This is a genomic window from Rhizobium sp. BK650 (assembly GCF_014195325.1).
Classification (GTDB): domain Bacteria; phylum Pseudomonadota; class Alphaproteobacteria; order Rhizobiales; family Rhizobiaceae; genus Rhizobium.
Genome location: NZ_JACIBK010000011.1, coordinates 16,068 through 38,728, shown reverse-complemented (window position 1 = coordinate 38,728; position 22,661 = coordinate 16,068). Strand labels below are relative to the sequence as shown.

At 60.2% G+C, this 22,661-nt stretch carries 17 protein-coding genes; 9 read left to right on the top strand and 8 right to left on the bottom strand.

Annotation, left to right across the window (positions count from 1 at the left end; genetic code table 11):
* The first annotated feature begins 1 nt into the window (after window position 1).
* Both FHX15_RS23215 and dxs read left to right on the top strand, forming a co-directional pair.
* Window positions 2-925, top strand: coding sequence for a pirin family protein (locus FHX15_RS23215; protein ID WP_184400729.1), 924 nt, complete (start codon window positions 2-4; stop codon window positions 923-925).
* Window positions 926-1,027: 102 nt separating this feature from the next.
* A complete protein-coding gene (gene dxs, locus FHX15_RS23210) occupies window positions 1,028-2,944 on the top strand; it encodes a 1-deoxy-D-xylulose-5-phosphate synthase (protein ID WP_184400728.1) in 1,917 nt (638 codons plus the stop codon).
* A 24-nt stretch (window positions 2,945-2,968) separates the two neighbouring features.
* On the opposite strand, the gene FHX15_RS23205 is transcribed toward dxs, so the two are convergent.
* Both FHX15_RS23205 and FHX15_RS23200 read right to left on the bottom strand, forming a co-directional pair.
* Entirely contained in the window at window positions 2,969-3,298 is a 330-nt protein-coding gene (locus FHX15_RS23205) for an Atu4866 domain-containing protein (RefSeq protein WP_184400727.1), read from the bottom strand.
* A 2-nt stretch (window positions 3,299-3,300) separates the two neighbouring features.
* The gene (locus tag FHX15_RS23200; RefSeq protein ID WP_184400726.1) at window positions 3,301-4,038 is read right to left on the bottom strand and encodes an SDR family oxidoreductase; all 738 of its coding nucleotides are present in this window, start codon (window positions 4,036-4,038) and stop codon (window positions 3,301-3,303) included.
* Between the two features lie 135 nt (window positions 4,039-4,173).
* Here FHX15_RS23200 and FHX15_RS23195 point away from each other — a divergent pair, with 135 nt between their 5' ends.
* Entirely contained in the window at window positions 4,174-5,088 is a 915-nt protein-coding gene (locus tag FHX15_RS23195; RefSeq protein WP_312861887.1) for an AraC family transcriptional regulator, read from the top strand.
* 64 nt (window positions 5,089-5,152) lie between these two features.
* Here the strand turns inward: FHX15_RS23195 and FHX15_RS23190 are convergent, their stop codons facing one another.
* A complete protein-coding gene (locus FHX15_RS23190) occupies window positions 5,153-7,099 on the bottom strand; it encodes a methyl-accepting chemotaxis protein (RefSeq protein WP_184400725.1) in 1,947 nt (648 codons plus the stop codon).
* A gap of 326 nt (window positions 7,100-7,425) precedes the next feature.
* On the opposite strand from FHX15_RS23190, the gene FHX15_RS23185 reads away from it, so the two are divergent.
* Complete coding sequence (locus FHX15_RS23185; RefSeq protein ID WP_184400724.1) at window positions 7,426-8,172, top strand: TlyA family RNA methyltransferase; 747 nt, start codon at window positions 7,426-7,428, stop codon at window positions 8,170-8,172.
* Window positions 8,169-9,419: a class I SAM-dependent RNA methyltransferase gene (locus FHX15_RS23180; protein WP_184400723.1), complete on the top strand. Its 1,251-nt coding sequence runs from the start codon at window positions 8,169-8,171 to the stop codon at window positions 9,417-9,419. The genes FHX15_RS23185 and FHX15_RS23180 overlap by 4 nt, the downstream gene beginning before the upstream one ends.
* 211 nt (window positions 9,420-9,630) lie before the next feature.
* Here FHX15_RS23180 and FHX15_RS23175 read toward each other — a convergent pair whose 3' ends face one another.
* Window positions 9,631-10,383, bottom strand: a complete 753-nt coding sequence (locus tag FHX15_RS23175) for a crotonase/enoyl-CoA hydratase family protein (protein WP_184400722.1) — start codon at window positions 10,381-10,383, stop codon at window positions 9,631-9,633.
* Window positions 10,384-10,393: 10 nt separating this feature from the next.
* Window positions 10,394-12,172, bottom strand: coding sequence for an acyl-CoA dehydrogenase (locus tag FHX15_RS23170; RefSeq protein WP_184400721.1), 1,779 nt, complete (start codon window positions 12,170-12,172; stop codon window positions 10,394-10,396).
* Window positions 12,173-12,458: 286 nt separating this feature from the next.
* Here FHX15_RS23170 and FHX15_RS23165 point away from each other — a divergent pair, with 286 nt between their 5' ends.
* Window positions 12,459-13,451 (top strand): transporter, encoded by a 993-nt coding sequence (locus FHX15_RS23165; RefSeq protein ID WP_184400720.1) that lies wholly within the window; start codon window positions 12,459-12,461, stop codon window positions 13,449-13,451.
* A 53-nt stretch (window positions 13,452-13,504) separates the two neighbouring features.
* On the opposite strand, the gene FHX15_RS23160 is transcribed toward FHX15_RS23165, so the two are convergent.
* Entirely contained in the window at window positions 13,505-13,993 is a 489-nt protein-coding gene (locus tag FHX15_RS23160; protein ID WP_184400719.1) for a BA14K family protein, read from the bottom strand.
* Window positions 13,994-14,135: 142 nt separating this feature from the next.
* Entirely contained in the window at window positions 14,136-15,380 is a 1,245-nt protein-coding gene (locus FHX15_RS23155; RefSeq protein ID WP_184400718.1) for an aromatic ring-hydroxylating oxygenase subunit alpha, read from the bottom strand.
* A gap of 388 nt (window positions 15,381-15,768) precedes the next feature.
* Between FHX15_RS23155 and FHX15_RS23150 the strand changes: the two genes are divergently transcribed.
* The 3 genes from FHX15_RS23150 (at window position 15,769) to FHX15_RS23140 (ending at window position 18,892) form a co-directional block, all read left to right on the top strand.
* Window positions 15,769-16,377 (top strand): DUF6656 family protein, encoded by a 609-nt coding sequence (locus FHX15_RS23150; RefSeq protein ID WP_184400717.1) that lies wholly within the window; start codon window positions 15,769-15,771, stop codon window positions 16,375-16,377.
* A 90-nt stretch (window positions 16,378-16,467) separates the two neighbouring features.
* A complete protein-coding gene (locus FHX15_RS23145; protein ID WP_184400716.1) occupies window positions 16,468-17,442 on the top strand; it encodes an L-threonylcarbamoyladenylate synthase in 975 nt (324 codons plus the stop codon).
* A 19-nt stretch (window positions 17,443-17,461) separates the two neighbouring features.
* Window positions 17,462-18,892, top strand: a complete 1,431-nt coding sequence (locus tag FHX15_RS23140) for an FAD-binding oxidoreductase (RefSeq protein ID WP_184400715.1) — start codon at window positions 17,462-17,464, stop codon at window positions 18,890-18,892.
* A 30-nt stretch (window positions 18,893-18,922) separates the two neighbouring features.
* Here the strand turns inward: FHX15_RS23140 and FHX15_RS23135 are convergent, their stop codons facing one another.
* A complete protein-coding gene (locus FHX15_RS23135) occupies window positions 18,923-22,654 on the bottom strand; it encodes a DUF1217 domain-containing protein (RefSeq protein WP_184400714.1) in 3,732 nt (1,243 codons plus the stop codon).
* Window positions 22,655-22,661 lie beyond the last annotated feature (7 nt).

The window sequence follows — 22,661 nt, the reverse complement described above, 5'->3', positions numbered from 1 at the left end:
CATGTCCTTCTTCCCCGGTAAAGATCCCCTGCCCGGCGATACCTTCGCCTGTGACGCGATCGAGAACCTGATCATTCCGCGCACCAGCGATATCGGCGGCTTTCAAGTACGACGCGCGCTGCCGACGCGTCAGCGCCGTCTCGTCGGGCCTTTCATCTTCTTCGACCGTATGGGGCCGGCGATCCTGAAGCCGAATGAGGCGCTGGATGTGAAGCCACATCCGCATATCGGGCTTTCAACGGTCACCTATCTCTTCGACGGAGAAATCCGCCATCGCGACAGTCTCGGCACGGAAAAGGTCATCCGTCCCGGTGACATCAACCTGATGACGGCGGGCCGCGGTATCGTGCACTCGGAGCGCACGCCGGACAATCTGCGCGGCCATCCGCTCTCCATGTCGGGCCTGCAGACATGGCTGGCACTGCCCGATGACAAGGAAGAGATCGCGCCTTCCTTCGCCCATACCGAAAAGGCCGACATGCCGTCAATCGATGACGGCGGGGTGACTGGTCGTGTTGTCATCGGCTCGTTCGAAGGGCTGATCTCGCCGGTCAAAGTCTTCACCGATACGCTTTATGCCGATATTTCCTTGCAGCCGGGTTCGAAATTTCCCTTCGGCGCCGCCCATGAAGAACGCGCGGTCTATGTGCTCTCCGGTGAGGTCGTCATAGCCGGCGACCGGTTTGCCGCTGACCAACTTCTGGTCTTCCGGCCTGGCGATGCGATCACGCTCGAAGCGGGCACGCAGGGCTGTCATCTCATGCTGTTTGGGGGTGCTGCGCTCAACTCCAAACGCTACATATGGTGGAATTTCGTGTCCTCTTCGAAAGAACGGATCGAGAAGGCCAAGGAGGAATGGCGTACCGGCCGTTTCGATATCGTTCCCGGCGACGAAGAGGAATTCGTACCTTTGCCGGAGGGCTGAAGTGCTCTAAGGTGAAAATCTTGCGGTTATTCACATGCAGTTGTTTTGCCGCAATTCAATCGAATAAAGCAAAGCCGATCAGCCAAAGAAGAGCGCCCGCCCGTGATACAACCCCCGAAGACCCCGCTGCTCGATCAGGTTACCTATCCGGCCGACCTGCGCAAGCTCGAGGATCGCGATCTGCCACAGCTTGCACGCGAAGTGAGGGACGAGATGATCGATGCCGTCTCGCGCACCGGCGGGCATCTCGGCGCCGGTCTCGGTGTGGTGGAGCTGACGATCGCCATCCACAACGTCTTCAACACGCCTGAGGACCGACTGATTTTCGACGTGGGCCATCAATGTTATCCGCACAAGATCCTGACCGGGCGCCGCGACCGGATTCGGACGCTGCGCCAGGAAAACGGCTTGTCCGGCTTCACCCGACGGGCCGAAAGTGAATACGATCCTTTCGGTGCCGCACATTCCTCGACCTCGATTTCGGCTGGACTCGGCATGGCAGTCGCTGCCGATATCGACAAGACGGATCGCCGCGTGATCGCCGTCATCGGCGACGGCGCACTGTCAGCCGGCATGGCCTACGAGGCGCTGAACAATGCCGGCGCGCTCGATGCTCGTCTGATCGTGATCCTCAACGACAACGACATGTCGATCGCCCCACCGACAGGTGCGATGAGTGCTTATCTCGCCCGCCTTGCGTCGGGGCGCACCTATATGGGCTTCCGCGATTTCGGCAAGAAATTGACGGCCTATCTCGGCAAGAATATCGACCGGGCGATCACCCGCGCCGTCGAGCATGCCCGCGGTTATGTGACAGGCGGCACGATGTTCGAGGAGATGGGTTTCTACCATATCGGCCCGATCGACGGTCATTCCTTCGATCACCTTCTGCCTGTCCTGCGCAACGTGCGCGACAATGCCAACGGGCCGGTGCTGATCCATGTCGTGACGCAGAAGGGCAAGGGCTACCCACCGGCGGAAGCTGCGGCCGACAAATACCACGGCGTCAACAAGTTCGACGTCATCACCGGCGCACAGGCGAAAGTGAAGCCGAATGCGCCGAGCTATACCAATGTCTTTGCCGAAGCCCTGATCCAGGAAGCGGCGCTCGATGACCGCGTCGTCGGCATTACCGCCGCGATGCCGAGCGGCACCGGCCTCGACAAGTTCGCAGAGATTTTCCCGTCACGCTGTTTCGATGTCGGCATCGCCGAACAGCATGCCGTGACCTTCGCCGCCGGCCTTGCCACCGAAGGTTTCAAACCGTTCGCTGCGCTCTATTCAACCTTCCTGCAACGCGCCTATGACCAGGTCGTGCATGACGTAGCGATCCAGGGCCTGCCGGTGCGCTTCCCGATCGACCGTGCCGGATTTGTCGGTGCTGATGGTCCGACACATGCCGGATCCTTCGACACCGCCTTCCTCGCCACCCTGCCCGGCTTCGTCGTCATGGCGGCCGCCGACGAGGCGGAACTGAAACATATGGTGCGCACGGCCGTCGCCTACGATGCCGGCCCGATCTCGTTCCGCTATCCGCGCGGCGAAGGTGTCGGCGTCGATATGCCGGAGCGCGGCCAGATTCTCGAGATCGGCAAGGGCCGTATCATCAAGGAAGGCACCAAGGTTGCGCTTCTTTCCTTCGGGACGCGGCTTGCCGACTGTCTGCTGGCGGCCGAAGATCTCGATGCCGCGGGCTTGTCGACCACGGTTGCCGACGCGCGTTTCGCAAAGCCACTCGACCATGCCCTGATCCGCCAGCTTGCGCGCCACCACGAAATCCTCATCACTGTGGAAGAAGGCTCCGTCGGCGGCTTCGGCAGCCAGGTCATGCAGTTCATGGCGATGGACGGGCTGCTCGACCGCGGGCTTAAGGTCCGCTCGCTCGTCATGCCCGATATCTGGATGGAGCAGGCTAAGCCGGAAGCGATGATCGCCCACGCGGGTCTCGACCGCGCCGGGATCGTCTCGACCGTCTTCAACGCGCTCGGACGCAGTGTTGCGGTCGGCGTGGCCGGTTAAGGCAGCACGTCGACCGACCTCTCTTTATTCCGGCTTCTTGCCGTCGCGATAGAAAATCATCCCGCCGTGGTGCAGGACGCCGTCGATGAAATCGCCATCAGCGGTAAAGCCAGTATCGTCCCAATATTCGATATGGTCGCCGGTTACTTCATAGCGCCCTTGATAGGCGCTCTTTCTCGTGCCACGCGCTTCGTCATAACGGCCGTTCGGCAGCAATTCCTGGCGGATATGCCCGTCACCGGTGATCCACATGCCAAGATAGGGATGCATCTGCATTTTCGTTTCCTCTGAGAAAGCAGGAGATGGGGTCGCAAGGGAAAAGACGGCCCCGGCAAGGGCTGCGCGGATCGCCATGATCACATTCCCACGCTCAGGGTCGGGCGGACGGTGATGTCGTTGACGTCGACATCGTCAGGTTGCTCGATGGCGAAGCGGATCGCCCGGGCGATGGCGTCGGGCTTCAGGGCGATCTCGCGGAACGAGACCATGGCCTCGGCCGAGAAAGGTTCGGTGATCGTATCGGCCAGTTCGGATTCGACGACACCGGGATAGATGCATGTCACGCGCAGCTTCTTGTTTTCCTGGCGAAGACCATCTGAGATCGCCCGCACCGCATATTTGGTGGCGCAATAGACGGCGGCGGTCGGCACAACGGACAGGCCTCCGATGGAGGAGATGTTGATGATCTGCCCGCGCTCCTGCGCATTCATGATCGGCAGCACGGCGGCAATGCCGTAAAGCACGCCCTTGATATTGACGTCGATCATGCGGTCCCATTCGTCGACTTTGAGCGAGGACATCAGCGACAGCGGCATGACGCCGGCATTGTTGATCAGCACGTCGATGCTGCCGAAAGCGTCGGCCGCCGCCTTTGCGAAAGCCTCGACATCGGCACGGTCGGTCACGTCGAGAGCTCGGAACTCCGCGGTGCCGCCGCCCTCACGGATCTCTTTTGCCAGTTGTTCCAGCCGCTCGGTGCGGCGCGCCCCGATCATCAGCTTCGCGCCGGCCGCGCCCAGTTCGCGTGCGGTGCCGGCTCCGATGCCGCTGCTGGCGCCTGTGATCAATACCGTCTTGCCTTTGATACCAGTCATGCTCTTTTCCTCATGCTTCGATGAAAACCTCAGCCGGATGCTGCCGATCCATGTGCATGAGATTGGCCCTGAGGGGCGCAAACCGATAGCAATCTTCTCCGGATTTCTTGCACGATCTTCCAAAAGCGGCTGCAGGTGCTTGGCATTTATCGCAGCATCGGCCATGCTCTCTGCATGGAAAAGATTACCGATCTTGCAGATTTGATCGACCGCCACGGCGGCGCAGATGGCAGCTTCGACACGGCGCTGCCGCGTGTTGGCATCATACGATCCTCCGCCCGCACGGAGCCGATCCATACGCTCTACGAGCCCTCGCTCTGCATCGTGGCGCAGGGGCGCAAACGTGCTGTCATCGGCGACAGCGTACATGTCTATGATGCCGCGCATTATCTCGTCGTCGGCGTCGACCTGCCGGTCATCGGCGCGGTCGTGGAAGCAAGTGCCGACCGGCCTTATCTGTGCCTCCGGCTGCAGCTCGACCGCGGCCTGCTTGCCGAGATGCTGCCTGCCGTGCAGGGGCGTTTGCCGGAGAGCCCTGCAGCGGGTGTCAGCGCTACGACGCCTGAACTCATCAATGCGGCGGTACGTCTGCTGCGGCTGCTCGATACGCCTGAAGATGCGGAGGTTCTGGCGCCACTCATCGAGCGAGAGATTCTTTACCGGCTCATCCGCGGATCGCAGGGTGCGCTCTTACGACAGATCGCCAATGGCGAAAGCAGGCTCAACCAGATAGGCCGGGCGATCGATTTCGTGCGGAAGCATTTCAGGGAGCCCTTCGCCATAGAGCATCTCGCCTCTGTGGCAGGCATGAGCGCCTCATCCTTCTACGAACATTTCAAGGCCGTGATGGCCATGAGCCCGCTGCAGTTCCGCACCCAGCTTCGCCTGCAGGAAGCGCGGCGGCTGATGGTGACCGAGGGACTGACTGCGGCCGAGGCGGGTTTCCGTGTCGGCTATGACAGTCCCTCGCAGTTCAGCCGGGACTATGTCCGCATCAACAATGTCCCGCCGCGGCGGGATATCGAGCGCATGCGCGCCGCCGCCGGCTAGTCTGCAAAAAGAAAGGGCGGCACGAAATGCCGCCCCGTCCTTTTCATCTGCGAAGAGATTGCTCTCAGAACTCAGTCCAATCCTCCTGGACGGCGACAGCTGCGGCCGCTGCCTGCTTGCCACCGAAAGCCTTGGTGACCTTGCTGGCGAGCGCGCGAGCCGGAGAGGCGACCGGCCGGGACGCAGCGGTTGCTGCAACCGTTCTCTGGACCGGAGCGGCAGTCTGGCCGCCGAGCTTGAACTGGCGCAGCAGGTCGTCGAGGGCGGCAGCTTCCTGGGCAAGCGCGTGGCTTGCGGCCGTCTGCTCTTCGACCATGGCCGCGTTCTGCTGGGTGCCCTGGTCCATATTGTTGACGGCGGTGTTGATCTCTTGCAGGCCGATCGACTGTTCGCGGGTGGCCGTGACGATCGCGCCCACATGGCGGTTGATTTCCTGAACCTCGGCGACGATCGCTTCCAGCGCCTTGCCGGTTTCACCAACGAGGCCGACGCCCGAATTGACCTGCTCGCTCGACGTGTTGATTAGCGCCTTGATTTCCTTGGCGGCATTTGCCGAGCGCTGGGCAAGTTCACGGACTTCCTGTGCGACGACAGCGAAACCCTTGCCGGCTTCACCGGCGCGTGCTGCTTCGACGCCGGCGTTCAGAGCCAGAAGGTTGGTCTGGAAGGCGATATCATCGATGACGCCGATAATGTTGGAGATTTCGCCCGACGACTTTTCGATCTGCTGCATGGCCGAAACCGCCCGGCGGACGACTTCGCCGGACTTTTCAGCGCCGAGGCGGGTGCGCTCGACGAGGTTGCCGACATCTTCGGCACGCTTCGCGGAGTCACGGACCGTGGTCGTGACTTCTTCGAGAGCGGCGGCGGTCTCCTCGACGGCAGCGGCCTGCTGTTCCGTGCGATGGGCGAGATCGTCAGCGGCAGAGCGGATTTCGCTGGCGCCGGCGTTGATGGCCGAAGCATTGCGGCCAACCGATTGCAGGGCAGCCTGGAGCTTTTCGACCGCATTGTTGAAGTCGTTGCGCAGGCTGTCGTATTGCGGCGCGAAGGACGTTTGGATGCGGGCTGCGACATCGCCATTGGCAAGACCTGCAAGGCCACCGGCGAGAGCTTCGACCGCGAAGCGGAGTTCGCTTTCTTCACGAGCCTTCTGCTCATCGCTGATCTGGCGCTGACGCTCGGCTTCGCCGCGCATGCGGTCAGTTTCGCCGGCAAGCTGCTGCTTTTCGATCGCCGCCTCCTTGAACACCAGCACCGACTGGGCCATACGGCCGACTTCGTCCTGCCTGTCTGTGGCCGGAACTTCGATATTGTTGTCGCCGCCGGCCAGGCGGCCCATAGCAGCGGTCATGCCGACGATCGGGCGAACGATCGTGCGCGACAGAGCCCAGGCGAGAGCGGCGGCAGCAAGCGCGGCAGCAATACCGCCGGCCAGAAGCGTGGTCTTCAGATCGCTGTTGGCATCAAGCCGAGCGGCGGCGAGAGATACGGACTTCTCACGCGCGAGCGACTTGATCTTGGCGGAAGCGGCTCGGAAGCCGTCAAGCTGGCCCTTGGTGGCGTTGACGCCGATCTTGACAACCTCGTCGATCGGGGTCTCGGTTTCCTTTCGGGCTTTAGCCTGCGGCTCAGCGAGTTGATGGAAATAAAGATCCGCAGCCTTTTGCATATCATCGATCATCGACACAAGCTCGGGCTGGGAGGCGGCGGTCTGTTTTGCAGCGGCAATCGCCTTCAGCATGCGTTCGCGGTTGGCGAAGATATCGGCATAGGTACTGTCGCTGCGGAAGAGGATGAAGCCGCGCAGATTGACGGCCTGCTCGAGCATTGCCTGCAGCGCGTCATCGATCTGGTTGACCAGAAGCTCGGACTTCTCCTGTTCGGCGGAAGCGCTCGCCGAGGTGGTTGCCTTGGAATAGACGAAAGCGGAAACGGATATGAAAATAAGGATGAGCGCTGCGAACGTGGCCGCAAGCTTGCCGTTCAATGATATGTTTCGGGCGAACATCGGTCAATTTCTCCTGGCGTCAAAAGGCGCGACAAGGGCGGCGGCTGCGAAACGCAGCCACAAGACTTCTCGATAAGGAACATGATCGGCGGGGAGGACGCGGCACCTTCATGGCACGAAGCGATTCAAAAAACGAACCGCTGCAATCACCGCGAACCTATGCGATCAGGGATTTAAATTTGTTTAAATTTGTGCGCCGCAGCACAGATGTGTTAGATAATTATATCGTCGCTACCCATTGCCGTTTTCGAACGTGGCGGAGCTCGAAGCGAGTATTATCAACAAAAATGCTTGCAAGCGGCGGCTTTGCCGGTCATTCACACCCGATGTCCGATCAGAACAGCCAACGCCTCGACCAGCTTCTCGTCACCCTGGGCCTTTTTGCAAGCCGCTCCCGGGCGCGCGATGCCGTTGCGCGGGGAACGGTGAAGGTTGCCGGCAAGGTGGTGACGAAGGCAGGCTCGGTCTTCGGCTGCGATGCGGCGATCGAGATTGACGATCCGGCGCAGGACTATGTTTCGCGCGCGGCTTTGAAGCTCGTGGCAGCACTTGACCATTTCGGGCTCGACCCGGCCGGGCGGCACTGTCTCGATGTCGGCGCTTCGACCGGCGGCTTCACTGAAGTACTGCTGGAGCGGGGTGCCGCGCATGTAACTGCTGTCGATGTCGGCCATGGACAGATGAATCCGAGGATCGCAACCGATCCGCGCGTGACCAATATCGAAGGGCTCAATGCCCGCAATCTGACCGCCGAAGATATCGGCGAGCCCGTCGATTTCATTGTGTCGGACGTCTCCTTCATCTCGTTGAAGCTGGCGCTTGCTCCGGCACTCGATATTGCCGAGCCAGGTTCGCTCGCCGCTGTTCTCGTCAAGCCGCAGTTCGAGGCAGGGCGCGAGGCGATCGGCAAGGGCGGACTGCTCAAGGATCCGTCTTCCGGGCCTGATGTGGCGGCAGAGCTGGAGCGCTGGTTTACTATGGATATGGGCTGGAAGAGTTTCGGGCTCATCCCCTCCCCCATCTCGGGCGGCGACGGCAATCAGGAATTTCTACTGGCAGGGACGAAAGCGTGAGCACGGAAACTATTACCATCGACAGGCTCGGCGCACAGGGCGACGGTATTGCCACCGGCAAAGACGGGCCGATCTACGTGCCTTTCACGCTGCCCGGCGAGACGGTCGCCATCGCCCGCGTCAGGAACCAGGGTACCGTGATGTCGGTCGCCTCTGCCTCCATTGACAGGCAGGAGCCGCCCTGCCGGCATTTCGGACCTGACGGCGTCAACGGCACCTGCGGCGGCTGCACGCTGCAGCACATGGCGGATGCGCCATATCGCGCTTTCAAGCGGCAGCTCGTCATCGATGCGCTAAAGTCCAAGGGGCTGACGCCGGAGGTCGGCGAGATCGTGGCGGCCCATCCGGGCGAGCGCCGGCGCGTCGTCTTCGCCGCACGTAAGACCGAGAAGGACATGCTCATCGGTTTCAACCAGGCCGAAAGCCATCACATTGTGGCCATTGAGGAATGTCCCATCTCGTCGGCGGGGATCGTGGCCCGGCTGCCGGCGATCAAGGCTGTTGGCGCGGCGGTTGCGACCAATGCCGATGCCTTCCGCATCGCAGTTCTGGAAACGCTTTCCGGCCTCGATCTTGCGGTCGAAGGCGCAAAGAAACTCTCGGACCAGCAGCGCCGGAAGGCGATCGAGGTTGTGCTCGGCCTTCGCGGCATCGCGCGTGTTTCGCTCGACGGCGAAATTCTCGTCGAGCCGGCGAAGCCGATCGTCGAGTTCGGCGGCGTCCAGGTTTCGCCGCCCGCCGGAGCTTTCACGCAGGCGACAAAGCCGGCCGAAGAGGCGATGGCGAAGCTGGTGCTTGCGCATATCGGCAAAGCCAAGCGGATCGCCGATCTCTTCGCAGGCGCCGGCACGTTTTCGCTGCAGCTTGCCCGCATCGGCCGCGTGCATGCCGTCGAAGGCGACGGCAAGGCGATTGCCGCACTCGATCACTCAGCGCGTAATACGCAAGGCTTGAAACCGGTAACGGTCGAGAAGCGCGATCTCTTCCGTCGCCCGCTAATGACTGGGGAGTTCAAGGTCTATGACGCTGTCGTCTTTGATCCACCGCGCGCGGGTGCGGAGTTCCAGTGTAAGGAACTGGCGCGCGCGGCGGTGAAAAAAGTCGTGGCCGTAAGCTGCAATCCGCTGACACTTGCCCGCGATCTCGCCATTCTCGTCGAGGGAGGGTACCGGATCACATCGGTCACGCCGATCGACCAGTTCCTCTGGACTTCGCATGTCGAGGTGGTGGCGACGCTGGAGAAATAGTTACCTCCGAAGTAGCGATCCTGAAACGGCTTCGCAGCCCGGGGGTTAAGCGCGCTGCGAGTTGCGAGGCCGTGGGTAAATTTCGGACAGGGGGTCGTACGAAACACGTCACGCGCCCGGGACCGTTGGGGGATCCGTCTCCCGTTCAATAATTAGATCGCCCTTAAGCTTTAAATTGACACATATGATAGTAACCGTTGATTTTAGGGGCTCAGCGGCGCAGGAAAGCCTCGAAGGCGGCGCGAGCCTCGGCGGTTTTAAGGCGAGCGGCGAAATGGCGAGCCTCTTCATCGATGCGCGCGATGATCTCCTGCCGCGGGCCACGAAGGAGGTCGCGGGCGATCTTCATCGCTTCCGGCGGTTTGGCGGCAAGGTTTGCGGCCGCAGCCAGCGCTTGGATTTCCACCTCATCCGGTGCCGTTACCTTCCAGATCAGGCCGGCTTGTCTCGCGTCCTCGGCCGTGAAGCCCTCGCCGGCGGCAAGCATGGCAAAGGCGCGCTGATGACCCATGATGCGCGGGACGATCAGGCTGGAGGCTGCTTCCGGCACCAGTGCCAGATCTACGAAGGGCGTACGGAACTGGCTGCGGTCGGAGGCAATCGTCAGGTCGCAATGCAGGTTGAGCGTCGTGCCGATGCCGATCGCTAGACCATCGACACCCGAGACGAGTGGTTTTTCGGCATTGGCGAGCGCATAGAGGAAATCGACGAGTTCGTGTCCCATGCCGCCGCCCTGAGCGGCAGCGAGGAAATCGCCGATATCGTTGCCGGCCGAAAAGCTGCCATCAGTGCCGAGAAAGACTGTCACCCGGATACCGGCATCGCCGTTTGCGCCATTCAGAGCATCCGTCATCGTCCGATACATGTCGCGGGTGAAGGCGTTCTTCTTCTCCGGCCGGTTGAAGCGGATGATCTGGACAGCCGGACTTTCTGCGGATCGCTCGATGATGACGGGATCGCTCATTTTCAGCTCCTCAGGCAAGGACGGTGCGGGCGGCTGCAAGGCTTTCGGCACCGTAGACGACACGGTCCTTCAACGCCGCCGTTTCGGACAGCAGGTTCTCGGCGGTAAAGCGGCAGAGCGCGATGCGGTCCTCGCCGACCCCATCCGCCGTTTCGGCGAGGCCGCCCTTGGCGAGATAGCAACCAGTCAGAGCAAGGCCGAAGAGACGCTGATAGGGGGTCGCGCCCGACAGGGCCTCCGCCGATTTGCCTTCAGCGAGGCGGGCCAGCAGCCAGTCTGTCGCCTCTTCCAGATCTGTGAGCGCGTCCTCAAGCTTGTCAGCTGTCGTGCCGAAACCGTCGAGATTCGAAGTGCGGACAGAATCGACGATCGCCTTCAGCTCAGCAATGAAACGCCTCACCTGTTCACCTTCCGACAAAGGAAGCTTTCGGGTGACAAGATCGATCGCCTGGATCCCGTTCGTACCTTCATAAATCGGGGCGATGCGGGCATCGCGCAGGTAGCGAGCGGCACCCGTCTCCTCGATGAAACCCATGCCGCCATGCACCTGAATCCCGAGAGAAGCGACATCGACGCCGGCATCCGTCGCAAAGGACTTGGCGATCGGCGTCAGCAGCGCTGCCCGCTCCTGCCAATGCTCCCGGCGTTCCCCGGCGCGATGCGCCATGTCGATCGCATGAGCGCAGGCATAGGCAATGGCACGCGAGCCTTGCGTCAACGCCTTCATCGTCAGCAGCATCCTGATGACATCGGGATGGTCGATGATCGGGCTCATGCCGGACCCGCTCCAGCCAGGCGCCCTGCCCTGCATGCGCTCTTTCGCGTAGGCGACAGCCTTCTGCGTCGCCGCCTCGCATATCGCCACGCCCTGCATGCCGACGGCAAGGCGCGCATTGTTCATCATGGTGAACATGCAGGCGAGGCCCTTGTTCTCTTCGCCGACCAACCAGCCAACCGCGCCCCTCTCATCGCCGAATTTGCCGTCGCCATAGATCATCGTGCAGGTGGGCGAGCCGTGGATGCCGAGCTTGCGTTCCAGCGAATGGCAGTGGAGATCGTTGCGGGCACCCAACGATCCGTCGTCATTGACGAAAAATTTCGGCACGAGGAAGAGCGAGATGCCGCGCGTGCCGGCGGGCGCATCCGGCAGACGGGCGAGGACGAAGTGGATGATGTTCTCGGCCGCGTCGTGCTCGCCCCAGGTGATGAAGATCTTCTGGCCGAAAATGCGGTAAGTGCCGTCCTCGCTGCGTTCGGCGCGTGCTTTCAAGACGCCGAGATCGGAGCCGGCATGCGGTTCGGTAAGGTTCATGGTGCCGGTCCATTCGCCCGACACCATACGCGATAGATATTTTTCCTTGAGGGCCGCCCCGCCGTGCACATTCAGGGCCTCGATCGCGCCCATGGTCAGAGTCGGGCAGAGAGCAAAGGCCATGGAGCCTGAGTTCCACATTTCCAGCGCTGCGACATTCAGCATATGCGGCAGGGCCTGCCCTCCGAACTCCTCCGGCGCGGTAAGGCCGTTCCAGCCGCCGGCGGCCCAATTGCGGTAAAGGTCGCGCCAGCCGTCCGGGAGCTTCACCTCGCCATTGGAAAGACGAGCGCCCTGACGGTCGCCGATATCGGCAAGAGGCGCAATCTCCTCCGTGGCAAATCGTCCCGCCTCGGCAAGAATGGCATCGACGAGATCCTCGCCGAGATCGCCCAGAAGGCCGCTGTCGATCGCCTCTGCCATGCCGGCGACATGTTTCAGCGTGAACGCGATTTCCTCGACGGGGGCGTTATACATACCATTTCCTCCGTATTTCGCTCACGCTCGGCAAAGCCGGTTCTGCGAGCGCCTCCGCCGAAAGAGCTAATTGATTTTTACGTAAACGTCAATTTGCTTTCCATCGATAACCTTACTCGCGGACACCTTTTCGCTTGTGCACTTGCGCAAACAAACGTCATGGAGAATCTCTATGCGTGTCGCGATCTTTCAGATCTGCTGCCGCTTGGGTTTTGTTTCGACGCATGTCGTTATCGCAAAACGGTTACACAGTAGGATGATCGCCTTCGCGAGAGGATCGGCAATAATGGATACCTTGCCCGTCAACATACCCGGCCTTGTATGGGCCTACCGCTTCTCGCCGGAAAGCAAGAAGGCTACGCGTCTGCAAAACAGCGCAACAGCTGCGGAGCTAACCGTAGGCGACGGTTTCTATTGGCTGCATCTCAACCTCGCCGATGCCCGCGTGCCTGCCCTGCTCGATACGCTTGGCGTGATGGACGATGCCAAGGCGGCACTGACCACGCGCGACACCCACGCGGTTCTGACTGTCGACGAGCAGATGCTCTACGGCACGCTGGTGGATTGCCAGCGCGAATTCGATCAGGACACGGCGGACCTTGGATGGCTGCATTTCACCATTTCCGACCGTTTCATTATCACCACGCGACTGCAGCCGCTGAGAAGCGTAGAGCGGACACGTGTGATGATCGAAAAGAACCCCGGCAAGTTCACCCGTCCCGTCGACCTCTTCGAGCTGCTTGTGACCGAATTTCAGCGGACACTGATATCGGTCGTCATGGAACTTACCGACGAGCTCAACCTGATCGAGGACTTCGTCTACGATAATGCACCGCGTGACGAACGCCGCAGGCTTGCTCCCGTTCGTCGCACCATTGTGCGCCTGCACCGTCATCTGCGTACGGTCCTTGCTCTGATGCGGCGGGCGGCAGCGTCGGACGAGGACGAAATGCCCTTCGGTTTCGACGACATTGCCGGGCGACTGACAAGTCGGCTGGAGACAGTGGATCACGATGTCTACGCACTGCAGGACCGGGCAAGGCTGTTGCATGAAGAAATCGACTCCAAGCTTTCCTCGGAGACGAACCGCCATCTTTACATCTTGTCGATCATGACGGCCTTCCTGCTGCCGCCGACACTGGTGACCGGCTTCTTCGGCATGAACACGGCCAACCTGCCCTTCGCCGTCGGAGACTACGGTACGGAATATGCCGTGGGGCTTATCCTCGCATCCATCGCCTTTGCCTGGTGGCTCCTAAAGCGAGTGAATATTCTCTGAACGAAAGCGCCCGGCTCGATGGCCGGGCGTCTCTCTCGATCTCTGGCTTCGCCTCAATAGTAAGGCGAATAGCACTGCTGGCGCGGACCGTTATAGGGCTGGAACGTATTGTCGTAGGCTCTGTAGGAGCGGTAGCGGTTTTCGCACCAGGCGACGTGGCTCGGATTGATGCCGGAGGGTGCCGGTGCGGGTTCATAGTAGCGCGGCTGAGCGGTGATCGCGCCGCCAATGATGGCGCCGGCACCGAAGGCTGCCAGCGGATACCAATAGCCGTTATAGTGACGGTAACCAGGACGATAATAGGGATAACCGCGATAACCGCCATACCAGCCTGGGCGATAGGCAGGACGATAGCGCGGATAGTAACCGGGGCGATAGTAGCCCCCACCATAGTAGCGGCGGTATTGGACGTTCTCGACAGGCGAAGATTTTTCCACCTGCGGGACGGCCGGCATCTGGATTGCCTGCGACGGCACGAAGCTCGTCACAACGACGGCGGCGGCCATAACCGCGGTCGCGACCTTCTTACTCAGCCCAAACATTGCGTATCTCCGATCAAGAGCGAAAAAGCATGCCGGGTAACGGATTAAGCGGAAAACTGTTCCGCCAAAACCCGCTGACGGCATCTACGCTCCGTTTCTACCGGAGGCGAAATGAACCGGACATTAATCGGTTATGAACATCTCAGGCGACGACCGAAAGCTTAGCCTGATCGCCCTGCAGGCGGTTGATCATGAAGTTCGAATACCACTCGAGGAACTGCATGACGCCGCCTTCGTGGGCAGCCGAATAAGGACCGGGCTCATAGGCCGGCGAACGGATGCCGAAGGCGTTCTCTTCGACGATGCGGCGGTCCTGATCGTTAGTCTCGGTCCAGACGTGGGTCAGTTCTTCGAGATTGTAATCCACGCCCTCGACCGCATCCTTGTGTACGATCCACTTGGTGGTCACAGCCGTCTCGTTGGCGCTGAGCGGCAGCACGCGGAAGGAAATCGCGTGGTCGCCGAGCAGATGGTTCCACGTCGTCGGATAGTGGAAGAGCAGCATGGTGCCGATATGGCTGATCTTCACGTCGTCGGAGAGCGGGCGCTTGACGGCGGGCTTGCCGGACATGGTGTAGCTTTCGGCGTCCTCAATCAATGGCATGCGAGCGGTGCGGAACTGTCCGTCCGGCGAGATCTGGAACTTGCTCGGCAGGCCTGCCGCCTCGCAGCGCGCCCAGTGGCCGGCAATCTCCGGATCGTCGGCGCCGCCATCGGTCCCGGTGACACTCGGCGCTTCCGGATAGGTGCGGCAGAGTTCGGGATGATTGGCGGCGCAGTGATAGCACTCACGATTATTCTCCCAGACCAGCTTCCAGTTGCCCTTCTCGATGATGGTGCTCTGAAAGGCGATCTTGGCCTCGCTGATGTGATGCGGCGCCATGTAGGGCTCGATCTTGTCGCGCACCGTCTGGAAGTCCGGCGCAACATTGGCGAGGCAGATGAAGACGTAGCCAGCGACGATCTCGCAATGAACCGGCTTCAGCCCGTAACCGCTCTTGTCGAAATCATCGCCCATGTGGCGGGCGAAGGCGAGCTTGCCGTCGAGGTCGTAGGTCCATTGGTGATAGGGGCAGACGAGACGCACCGACGAGCCGTGCTCCTTGGTGCAGACACGCGAGCCGCGGTGGCGACAGCTGTTGTGGAAGGCACGAATGACATTGTCGCGCCCGCGTACGATGACAACAGGATAATCGCCGATCTGGACGGTGAAGTAGGCGCCCGGCTTCGGCAATTCGCAATCATGGCCGATGAACAGCCAATCGCGATAGTAGATCATCTCCATGTCCAGCCGGAAATAATCCTCATCGATATAGAAGGGCTGTTCGAGGCTGAAACCCTCACGGCGGCTCTTGAGCTGGCGCAAAACGTTGCTGCGAATATCCATCTGCCTATCCTCGTGCATATGGCTGCCATCCTGTTGAAGTTCGGCAGCGGAAGCGCGCCGCTTCCTTCTCCCTCCGGAGAACTGGTCATGGCGTCATTTAAACACCGAGCACGGCGGCCGCTTGGTTGTAAAGCGACATCGGCTTCGAAATTGACGACAGGGAGCCGAACGGTCCTCTGAATCATCGGTTCGCCTTTAATTATCGTCAATTGCGACATTTCTTGGGGCGTCAGACACAAGCAAATACAATATCGCGGGCAGAATCTATCGCATTTACGACATGCCGCCAATCGGCAACAGCTGCGCCTTCTTCCTGTCATTTTAACAGGACGTTAAGCATGAAATCCTATCCTTGGCATCGATCGACACAGCGAAGACTGCAACAGCCATGGCCAAACTTCGATATTTCGACACACGGGAAGAGAGCAAGCCTGCCGAACCACGGCTTCTCACCAAACACTCGGAATTCCTGCGCACCGGCCGCATCAGCCGCCGCCGCGAGGATTGGCTGCCCGAAGAACGCCGCTATCTCACTCATGAGGAAGTGGCTGAAAAGACGGCACGCAAGCTGCAGGCCGCCGGTGAGAAAACCCATCAGAGCATCAACGGCTTCCACCGAGCCATCCAGTTTCCGAAGATGATCTTTCACCGGACGCTAGCCGATAGCCCTCATCTCGGGTACTGCCACGTTACGGCTTCGCGTACCAAGTTCGCTCGCTATGACGAAGTGGCATGGGCCTTCTACATCGCCAATTTCTATTCCGACATCGGCGACAACGACAATTTCTTCGATAATATCGCGGTGCAGAATTCCCGCATGTATTTCGCCGTCGCGATCAAGCCGGGCGAAAGCACGCCGGAGAAGATGGTGGTCGACCGTACCGTGCGCGGCAACGGCCTGCTCTTTCGCACAAACGATCCGCAGATCGCCATCCGCAACATCCTCCTGCTCGGCGCCCGCAACGAGCAGCTTCGCCAGATCATCCGCCAGCTATAAGCCGGCCGACTATTGGTCCACTCGCACTGCGCGGGATTGATCGCGCCGCGAGGAAGGCCTAATGACTGCCGGACGAAACCCGGGCAGGACATGGCAAGGATAATCGACATCAAGGCCGACAAGCGGACGGCGCTCGAAGCAGGCTGCGCGGCACTCGCCGAAGGCCTTGCGATCGCTATCCCCACCGAGACCGTCTACGGACTTGCCGCCGACGCGACCAATCCGGCGGCGATCACCCGGATCTACGAGACCAAAGGCCGGCCGCGATTCAATCCGCTGATCTGTCACATGGCTGATCTTGCGATGGCGGAAAATTATGCGGAATTCGACCCGATTTCGCGTGCGCTTGCAGAAGCTTTCTGGCCCGGCCCCCTGACGCTGGTGCTGCCATTGAAGAGCGGCACCGCGATCCACGCACTGGCAACGGCCGGTCTCGACAGCGTCGGCATCCGTACACCCAAGGGCTTCACCGGTGAGCTGATCCGCGCCTTCGGGCGACCGCTCGCCGCTCCAAGCGCCAATACCTCAGGCAAGGTGAGCGCCACGAGTGCTGATCATGTCGAAGCCGATCTCGGCGGCAAAATACCGCTGATTCTCGACGCGGGCGCGAGTGCGGTTGGAGTGGAATCGACGATCGTGAAGGTCGAGAACGGCGAGCTTCGGCTGCTGCGGCCGGGCGGCCTGCCTGCCAAGGATATCGAGCGGGTGGCCGGTAAGCGGCTCCTGCGCTCAAAGAAGGCAGCTGCGCCGATCGAGGCGCCAGGCATGCTCGCGTCTCATTACGCGCCGGGTGCAGCCGTTCGGCTCGACGTCACCGATCTTCGGCCCGGCGAAGCGCTGATCGCTTTCGGACCGGAAAAGCTGCCTGGCGCCGAGCATGCGGCAATCACGCTGAATCTCAGCCCGCGCGGCGATCTCGCCGAGGCGGCCGCCAATCTTTTCGATTACATGAAAAAGGCCGATGCCAGCGGCGCGGCCACGATCGCCTTCTCGCCTATTCCCGACGAGGGGCTTGGAGAGGCGATCAATGACCGACTGCGGCGCGCGGCAGCACCGCGCGAGTGAGGAAGAGGGACCGGGCTCCATGAGCAGCACAAGCATTTCTGTAGAGATCATCAACCGTTTTACCGCCATCGTTGGCGAGAAATTTGCGCTGCGCAGTGAAGCCGATCTCGCACCGCACCTCATCGAAAACCGTGGCCTCTATCACGGCTCCTCCCCTCTCCTTTTAAAACCTGCCTCGGTTGGGGAAGTCTCCGCGATCATGAAGTTTGCCACCGAGACCGGCACGGCCATCGTACCGCAGACCGGCAATACCGGCCTCGTCGGCGGCCAGACGCCGCGCGAGGGCAAGGCTGACGTCATCCTTTCGCTCGAACGAATGAACAAGATCCGGGATGTCGACCCGGTCGCGAACGTGCTGGTCGCCGATGGCGGCGCCATCCTCGCCGACGTGCAGAAGGCGGCGGAAGCGCATGGCCGGCTGTTTCCGCTGTCGCTCGGCTCGGAAGGCTCCTGCCGTATCGGCGGGAACCTCTCCACAAACGCCGGCGGCACGGCGGTTCTTGCCTATGGCAATATGCGCCAACTCTGCCTCGGCCTTGAGGTCGTGCTGCCGACCGGGGAGGTCTGGGACGGGCTTCGCCGTCTCAAGAAGGACAACACGGGCTATGACCTGCGCGATCTCTTCATCGGTGCGGAAGGCACGCTCGGCATCATCACCGGCGCGGTGCTGAAGCTTTTCCCGCAGCCGCTCGGCCATCAGGTGGCCTTTGCCGGGCTCTCCTCGGTCGAGGATGCGCTCACCTTCTTCAATCTCGCGTCTAGCCTCTGCGGCGCTTCGCTCACCGGGTTCGAGCTGATGCCGCGCTTCGGCGTCGAGATCACCGTGCGCAATATCGATGGCGTCCGCGATCCGCTGGAGACGCCGCATGAATGGTATGTGCTCATCGATATCTCCACCTCGGATTCAGCCGAGACGGCCGAGCGAATGATGAATGCCGTGCTGGAGCAGGGTTTCGAAGCAGGGCTCGTGCAGGATGCGGCAATCGCCGCCTCGCTCGCGCAGCAGAAAGCGCTCTGGCATATGCGCGAGAGCATGTCGGAAGCCCAAAAGCCGGAGGGCGGCTCGATCAAACACGACGTCTCTGTGCCGGTTTCGAAGATACCGCATTTCATGAACGAAGCCGGCGAAGCGGTAATGGCCGCCATGCCCGGCGCGCGCATCTGCGCCTTCGGCCACATGGGCGACGGCAACATCCATTACAACATCTCGCAGCCGATAGGTGCCGACAAGGATGCCTTCATCGCCCGCTGGCATGAAATGAACCATATCGTCCACGGGCTGGTGCTCGCCCATGGCGGCTCGATCTCCGCCGAGCACGGCATCGGTCAATTGAAGCGCGACGAGCTGGCGTCGATCCGGCCGGCAATCGAGATGGAACTGATGCGCCGCATCAAGCATGCTTTCGACCCCGCCGGCGTCATGAATCCGGACAAGGTGGTGAGCCTTTAACTCTTTATTTGTGAGAGGCTCACGCCGCCATCAGAGCAGTGATGACGTTTGGCCGGTGCCGCCGGTCAGGAGCTGAAGCGCCGGCGACTGCTGCGTGTTGTTCTGGATGTCGTACATGGCCGTGAAGCGCTTGAGGAGCTTGTCGACCTTCTTCGGATCCTGCAGGTCTTCCAGCTTCACGAAGCGGCCGAGCAGATCGACCTGCTTGGCTACATCCATCGACGACATCTGTTGCGGTAGGCTATAGGCCGTCTGGACGACCTGATAGAGAGCCTTGTCACCAAGAATGTTGTAGAGCGATGTAACATCGCCGGCCTTACGCTTGAAATAGAGCGCCAGGCGAACGCCGTCATTCTTTTCGCCCTCCTGGGTTTCCAGGGTCATCTGCACATACTGCTGCTGCGTATTCGCTTCGGCCTGCTTGTCCTGGATCTTGCCCATTTTGGCACGGGTCAGGTTGCCGTCCTTGTCGAAATTGAAGGAGGCGACGATCTCTTTGAAGCGCGCGTCAGCCGTGGTGTTGAGATAGCTTTTCTTGTCATCAGGATCGGAGGTGAAGATCTTCTTCAGCGTATCCTTGTTGTACTTCTTCGGATCAAGGCCATTTGCTTTCAGCACAAGATCCGTCAGGCGCTTATCGGCCAGGAATTCGTCGAGCGACGTTATACCTGGAATGGTCTTGCCAAAATAATCCACTTCCTTGGTAGCATCCTTGGAAGCACGATCCTTCGCAGGACCATCGTCCATGAGCATGGTCACGTGCGATTTGTAATCGGTCGCATATTTCGCCATGGTAGCTGCAGAAAGAGGCGACATAGGCTCGGCTGCCTTGCCATCGGGGCCGAAATTGAAAGCGCGCACCATCTTGGTGATACGATCGTCCTTGAAGGATGCGACATATCCCTTGGGATCATAGGGATCGCTGACAAGCAGCTTGCGCATGGTGGAGCGCGACACGTCATCCGGCGTGAGGCCGTAAGCCTGCAGCGCCATCTCATACAGATCCGGATAGGAGTCGTTGCTGAGGCGCGTATCGGCGGTGGCGTTGGTCTTCATGAAATCATTGACACTCTTGACGCTGCCGTTTGTGCCGTTCGTACCGTCCATTCGCGACTTGTAGTTCGCAATGATGCGATCAATGAGATCATCGCCCTGATTGTTGACGCGAGCGGTGTAATTGTCGGAGGTATTCGTCGTCTGCTCACCGGTCTGGGCGCTGGTCGAGGTCGGCAGAGATCCATCCGAGGCGAAATTGAAGGCCGCGTTAAGATCGCTCTGGCCGACGGAAGCAGCATGGGCCGGGTCGGTAAGAATATTCCTCAGTTCGGCGTCGCTCGTATCGTAGGCGAGGCCGTAGGCCATTTTCAAATAGTCCGTCAGGGATGAATCAGCCAGCAATTGATCGACATCGTTGACGTCGCCCATTCGGTCCAGGACGCCTTGCTCGCGTGCGGAAGCGGCCGAATTCATGGTGGCTCGCTGTGTGGACGTCTGTGCCCAGCCGGGCGTAACGGTGCCGTCAGCCTGGAAATTGAACGCCGCCTTCACGTTGGCATAGGGGCCGGTGCCGCTCTGATCCGTGAGAATAGTGCGCAGATCGGCATTCGAGACGCTCGCCGGAACGCTAAAAGCATAACGAATATAACTATTTAGCTTCTGGTCGCCCAGCAGCTGATCGACGCTGCTGATCGAAAGCATAGTATTGGCATAATAGGTGGCGGCGTCGTCCGCCTTCTTGGTCATCGCCGCAACCTGGGTGGCGTTCTGCGAGAGGGTGTTTTGCGCGACCGTGCCGTCCTGACGGAAATTGAAGAGCTGATAGACGTCGCTGTAACCCTGGGCCGCCGCGACGGTCGGATCGGTCAGGATTCCGCGAAGCGTGGTATCGCTGATGTCGTTGCCGATCTGCATACTAGTGCGCAGGAAGCTTACCAGCTTGCCGTCGGCGAGGAAAACGTCGACAGCCGCGGTCGAACCGTTATTGGAGAGATCGCCGAGCTTGGTCTGGTAATAGGATGAGTTGTTTGATGCGAGCTGGTTGATCCCCTTAAGCTGAGTAGCGTTCTGAATCGTGCCGTTGATCGAACCATCCGCGTTGAAATTGAAGGCATCGTGGATGTCCTGATGGCCTGCAGTCGCAGCATAGGCGGAATCCGTGAGGATGTTCTTCAGTTCGGCATTGCTGAAATCCTGACCGAGGCCGTAGGCATCCTTGATGTAAGCGGTCAGCATCTTGTCGGAAAGCAATTCATCGACGTTGTCGATCGGGCTGACGCCACCGGGCGGCATCATCATGTTCGAGAAATAGCTCGACACGTTTGTCGCGCCATTCACAATGCCCGTCAACTGGTCATAGGATTGCGCGCGCTCAGTCGGAGAAACCGTGCCGTCGGACCTGAAATTGAAGGCTTCGTAGGCATCGCCGAGATCGACCGAACGGGCATAGGCCGGATCGGTCAGAACGCTTTTCAGCTGTGTAAAGCCAGGATCCATATTGAAGGCAGAACGAACATAATCTGCAAGCCGTTTGTCGTTGACCAATTGATCGACATTGGTGATCGTGCCGATCTTGGACAGATAGTAGCTCTTGTTGAGGTCCGACATCGCTTGGCTAGTGTAGTACACATCGCTCGCGGTGCCGTCGCGGTCGACGATCTGCGGTGCAGTCTTGATATTGTATTGTTCGATGACATTGTTCTTCTGTGCCGCCGTCTGCGCAGCACCGCCGACTATGGGAGCGCGGAAGACGTAGAGCGACGCGACCGATTGGGTCTGGCCGGCATTCTGTGCAGAACCAGTCACCGAACCATCTGCATTGAAGTTGAAATAGGACCGGAGTTCCTTGTACTTGCTGCCGACATAGTTGAGCGACGGATCGGGATTGCTGAGGGGCACGTCGCCGCCGAGCGTTGAAGGATCGCTCGTCAACACCATCTTGATGAAGGCGTTGTCGGCCGTTGCCGGATCGATGCCGACGGACTGCAGCGCCACAGTTCGCAGGCGCGGGTCGGCGAGAAGGTCGTCGACCGACTGGACCGAGCCGATATTGTCGCGGAAATACTGCGAATCGCCATTGTCGGGCTTAAAATTGAATTGCTGCGCGAGCGCGTAAAGCTTGTCGCCGACATATGTCTTGGCCGGATCGTAGGCTGGATCGCTCGGGTCCGGCGCGTTGCCTCCGAGTTTGCTGATATCGGTGGTCAGGACGCCGGCGATATAGTCCTTCGACATATAGGTCGGGTCGATGCCGACGCTCTTCAGCGCGTAGTTCAAGAGACGCGGGTCGGCAACGAAGTCCTGGACGGTTTTCACATCGTCCATCTGCGCAGAGTAATATTTCGTTTCGGTGGCCGCCTGCTGGGCGGCATCGGCAAAGGACTGCTTATAGAGGCCGATCAGATCGTCTTCCTGTGCGTCCGTCTGAATATCTTTTGGCGGAGCATTGAAATTGAAGGCAGCGGCGAATTCCTTGTAGCGGGAATCTGAGAGCTTGTTGGCGAAGCTGTTGGCGTCAGTCAGATCGCTCTGCAGTACCTTCTTCATGAAGGCCTTGGCATAAATCATGTCATCGAGACCGTATGCCTTCATGGCGTAGCTGTAGAGCTTGTAATCGCCAAGGAAGTCGTCGACGTCCTTCACCTTATTGATATTGTCAGCATAGTATTGGGCGTCTTTTTTTACCTGCGTCTGATTGGCGACGCGGTCGAGACTCTTCGGCATATCGCGCGACAAGATGACGTATGACAGGGATGCCGTAATCATAGTGCGC

Coding starts and splice junctions, on each gene's coding strand:
- FHX15_RS23160 (WP_184400719.1), bottom strand. CDS start 13,993: ATGTTTGGGCTGAGTAAGAAGGTCGCGACCGCGGTTATGGCCGCCGCC.
- FHX15_RS23190 (WP_184400725.1), bottom strand. CDS start 7,099: ATGTTCGCCCGAAACATATCATTGAACGGCAAGCTTGCGGCCACGTTC.
- FHX15_RS23170 (WP_184400721.1), bottom strand. CDS start 12,172: ATGTATAACGCCCCCGTCGAGGAAATCGCGTTCACGCTGAAACATGTC.
- FHX15_RS23145 (WP_184400716.1), top strand. CDS start 16,468: ATGGCAAGGATAATCGACATCAAGGCCGACAAGCGGACGGCGCTCGAA.
- FHX15_RS23205 (WP_184400727.1), bottom strand. CDS start 3,298: ATGGCGATCCGCGCAGCCCTTGCCGGGGCCGTCTTTTCCCTTGCGACC.
- FHX15_RS23135 (WP_184400714.1), bottom strand. CDS start 22,654: ATGATTACGGCATCCCTGTCATACGTCATCTTGTCGCGCGATATGCCG.
- FHX15_RS23165 (WP_184400720.1), top strand. CDS start 12,459: ATGGATACCTTGCCCGTCAACATACCCGGCCTTGTATGGGCCTACCGC.
- FHX15_RS23175 (WP_184400722.1), bottom strand. CDS start 10,383: ATGAGCGATCCCGTCATCATCGAGCGATCCGCAGAAAGTCCGGCTGTC.
- FHX15_RS23200 (WP_184400726.1), bottom strand. CDS start 4,038: ATGACTGGTATCAAAGGCAAGACGGTATTGATCACAGGCGCCAGCAGC.
- FHX15_RS23215 (WP_184400729.1), top strand. CDS start 2: ATGTCCTTCTTCCCCGGTAAAGATCCCCTGCCCGGCGATACCTTCGCC.
- FHX15_RS23150 (WP_184400717.1), top strand. CDS start 15,769: ATGGCCAAACTTCGATATTTCGACACACGGGAAGAGAGCAAGCCTGCC.
- FHX15_RS23155 (WP_184400718.1), bottom strand. CDS start 15,380: ATGGATATTCGCAGCAACGTTTTGCGCCAGCTCAAGAGCCGCCGTGAG.
- FHX15_RS23140 (WP_184400715.1), top strand. CDS start 17,462: ATGAGCAGCACAAGCATTTCTGTAGAGATCATCAACCGTTTTACCGCC.
- FHX15_RS23185 (WP_184400724.1), top strand. CDS start 7,426: ATGTCCGATCAGAACAGCCAACGCCTCGACCAGCTTCTCGTCACCCTG.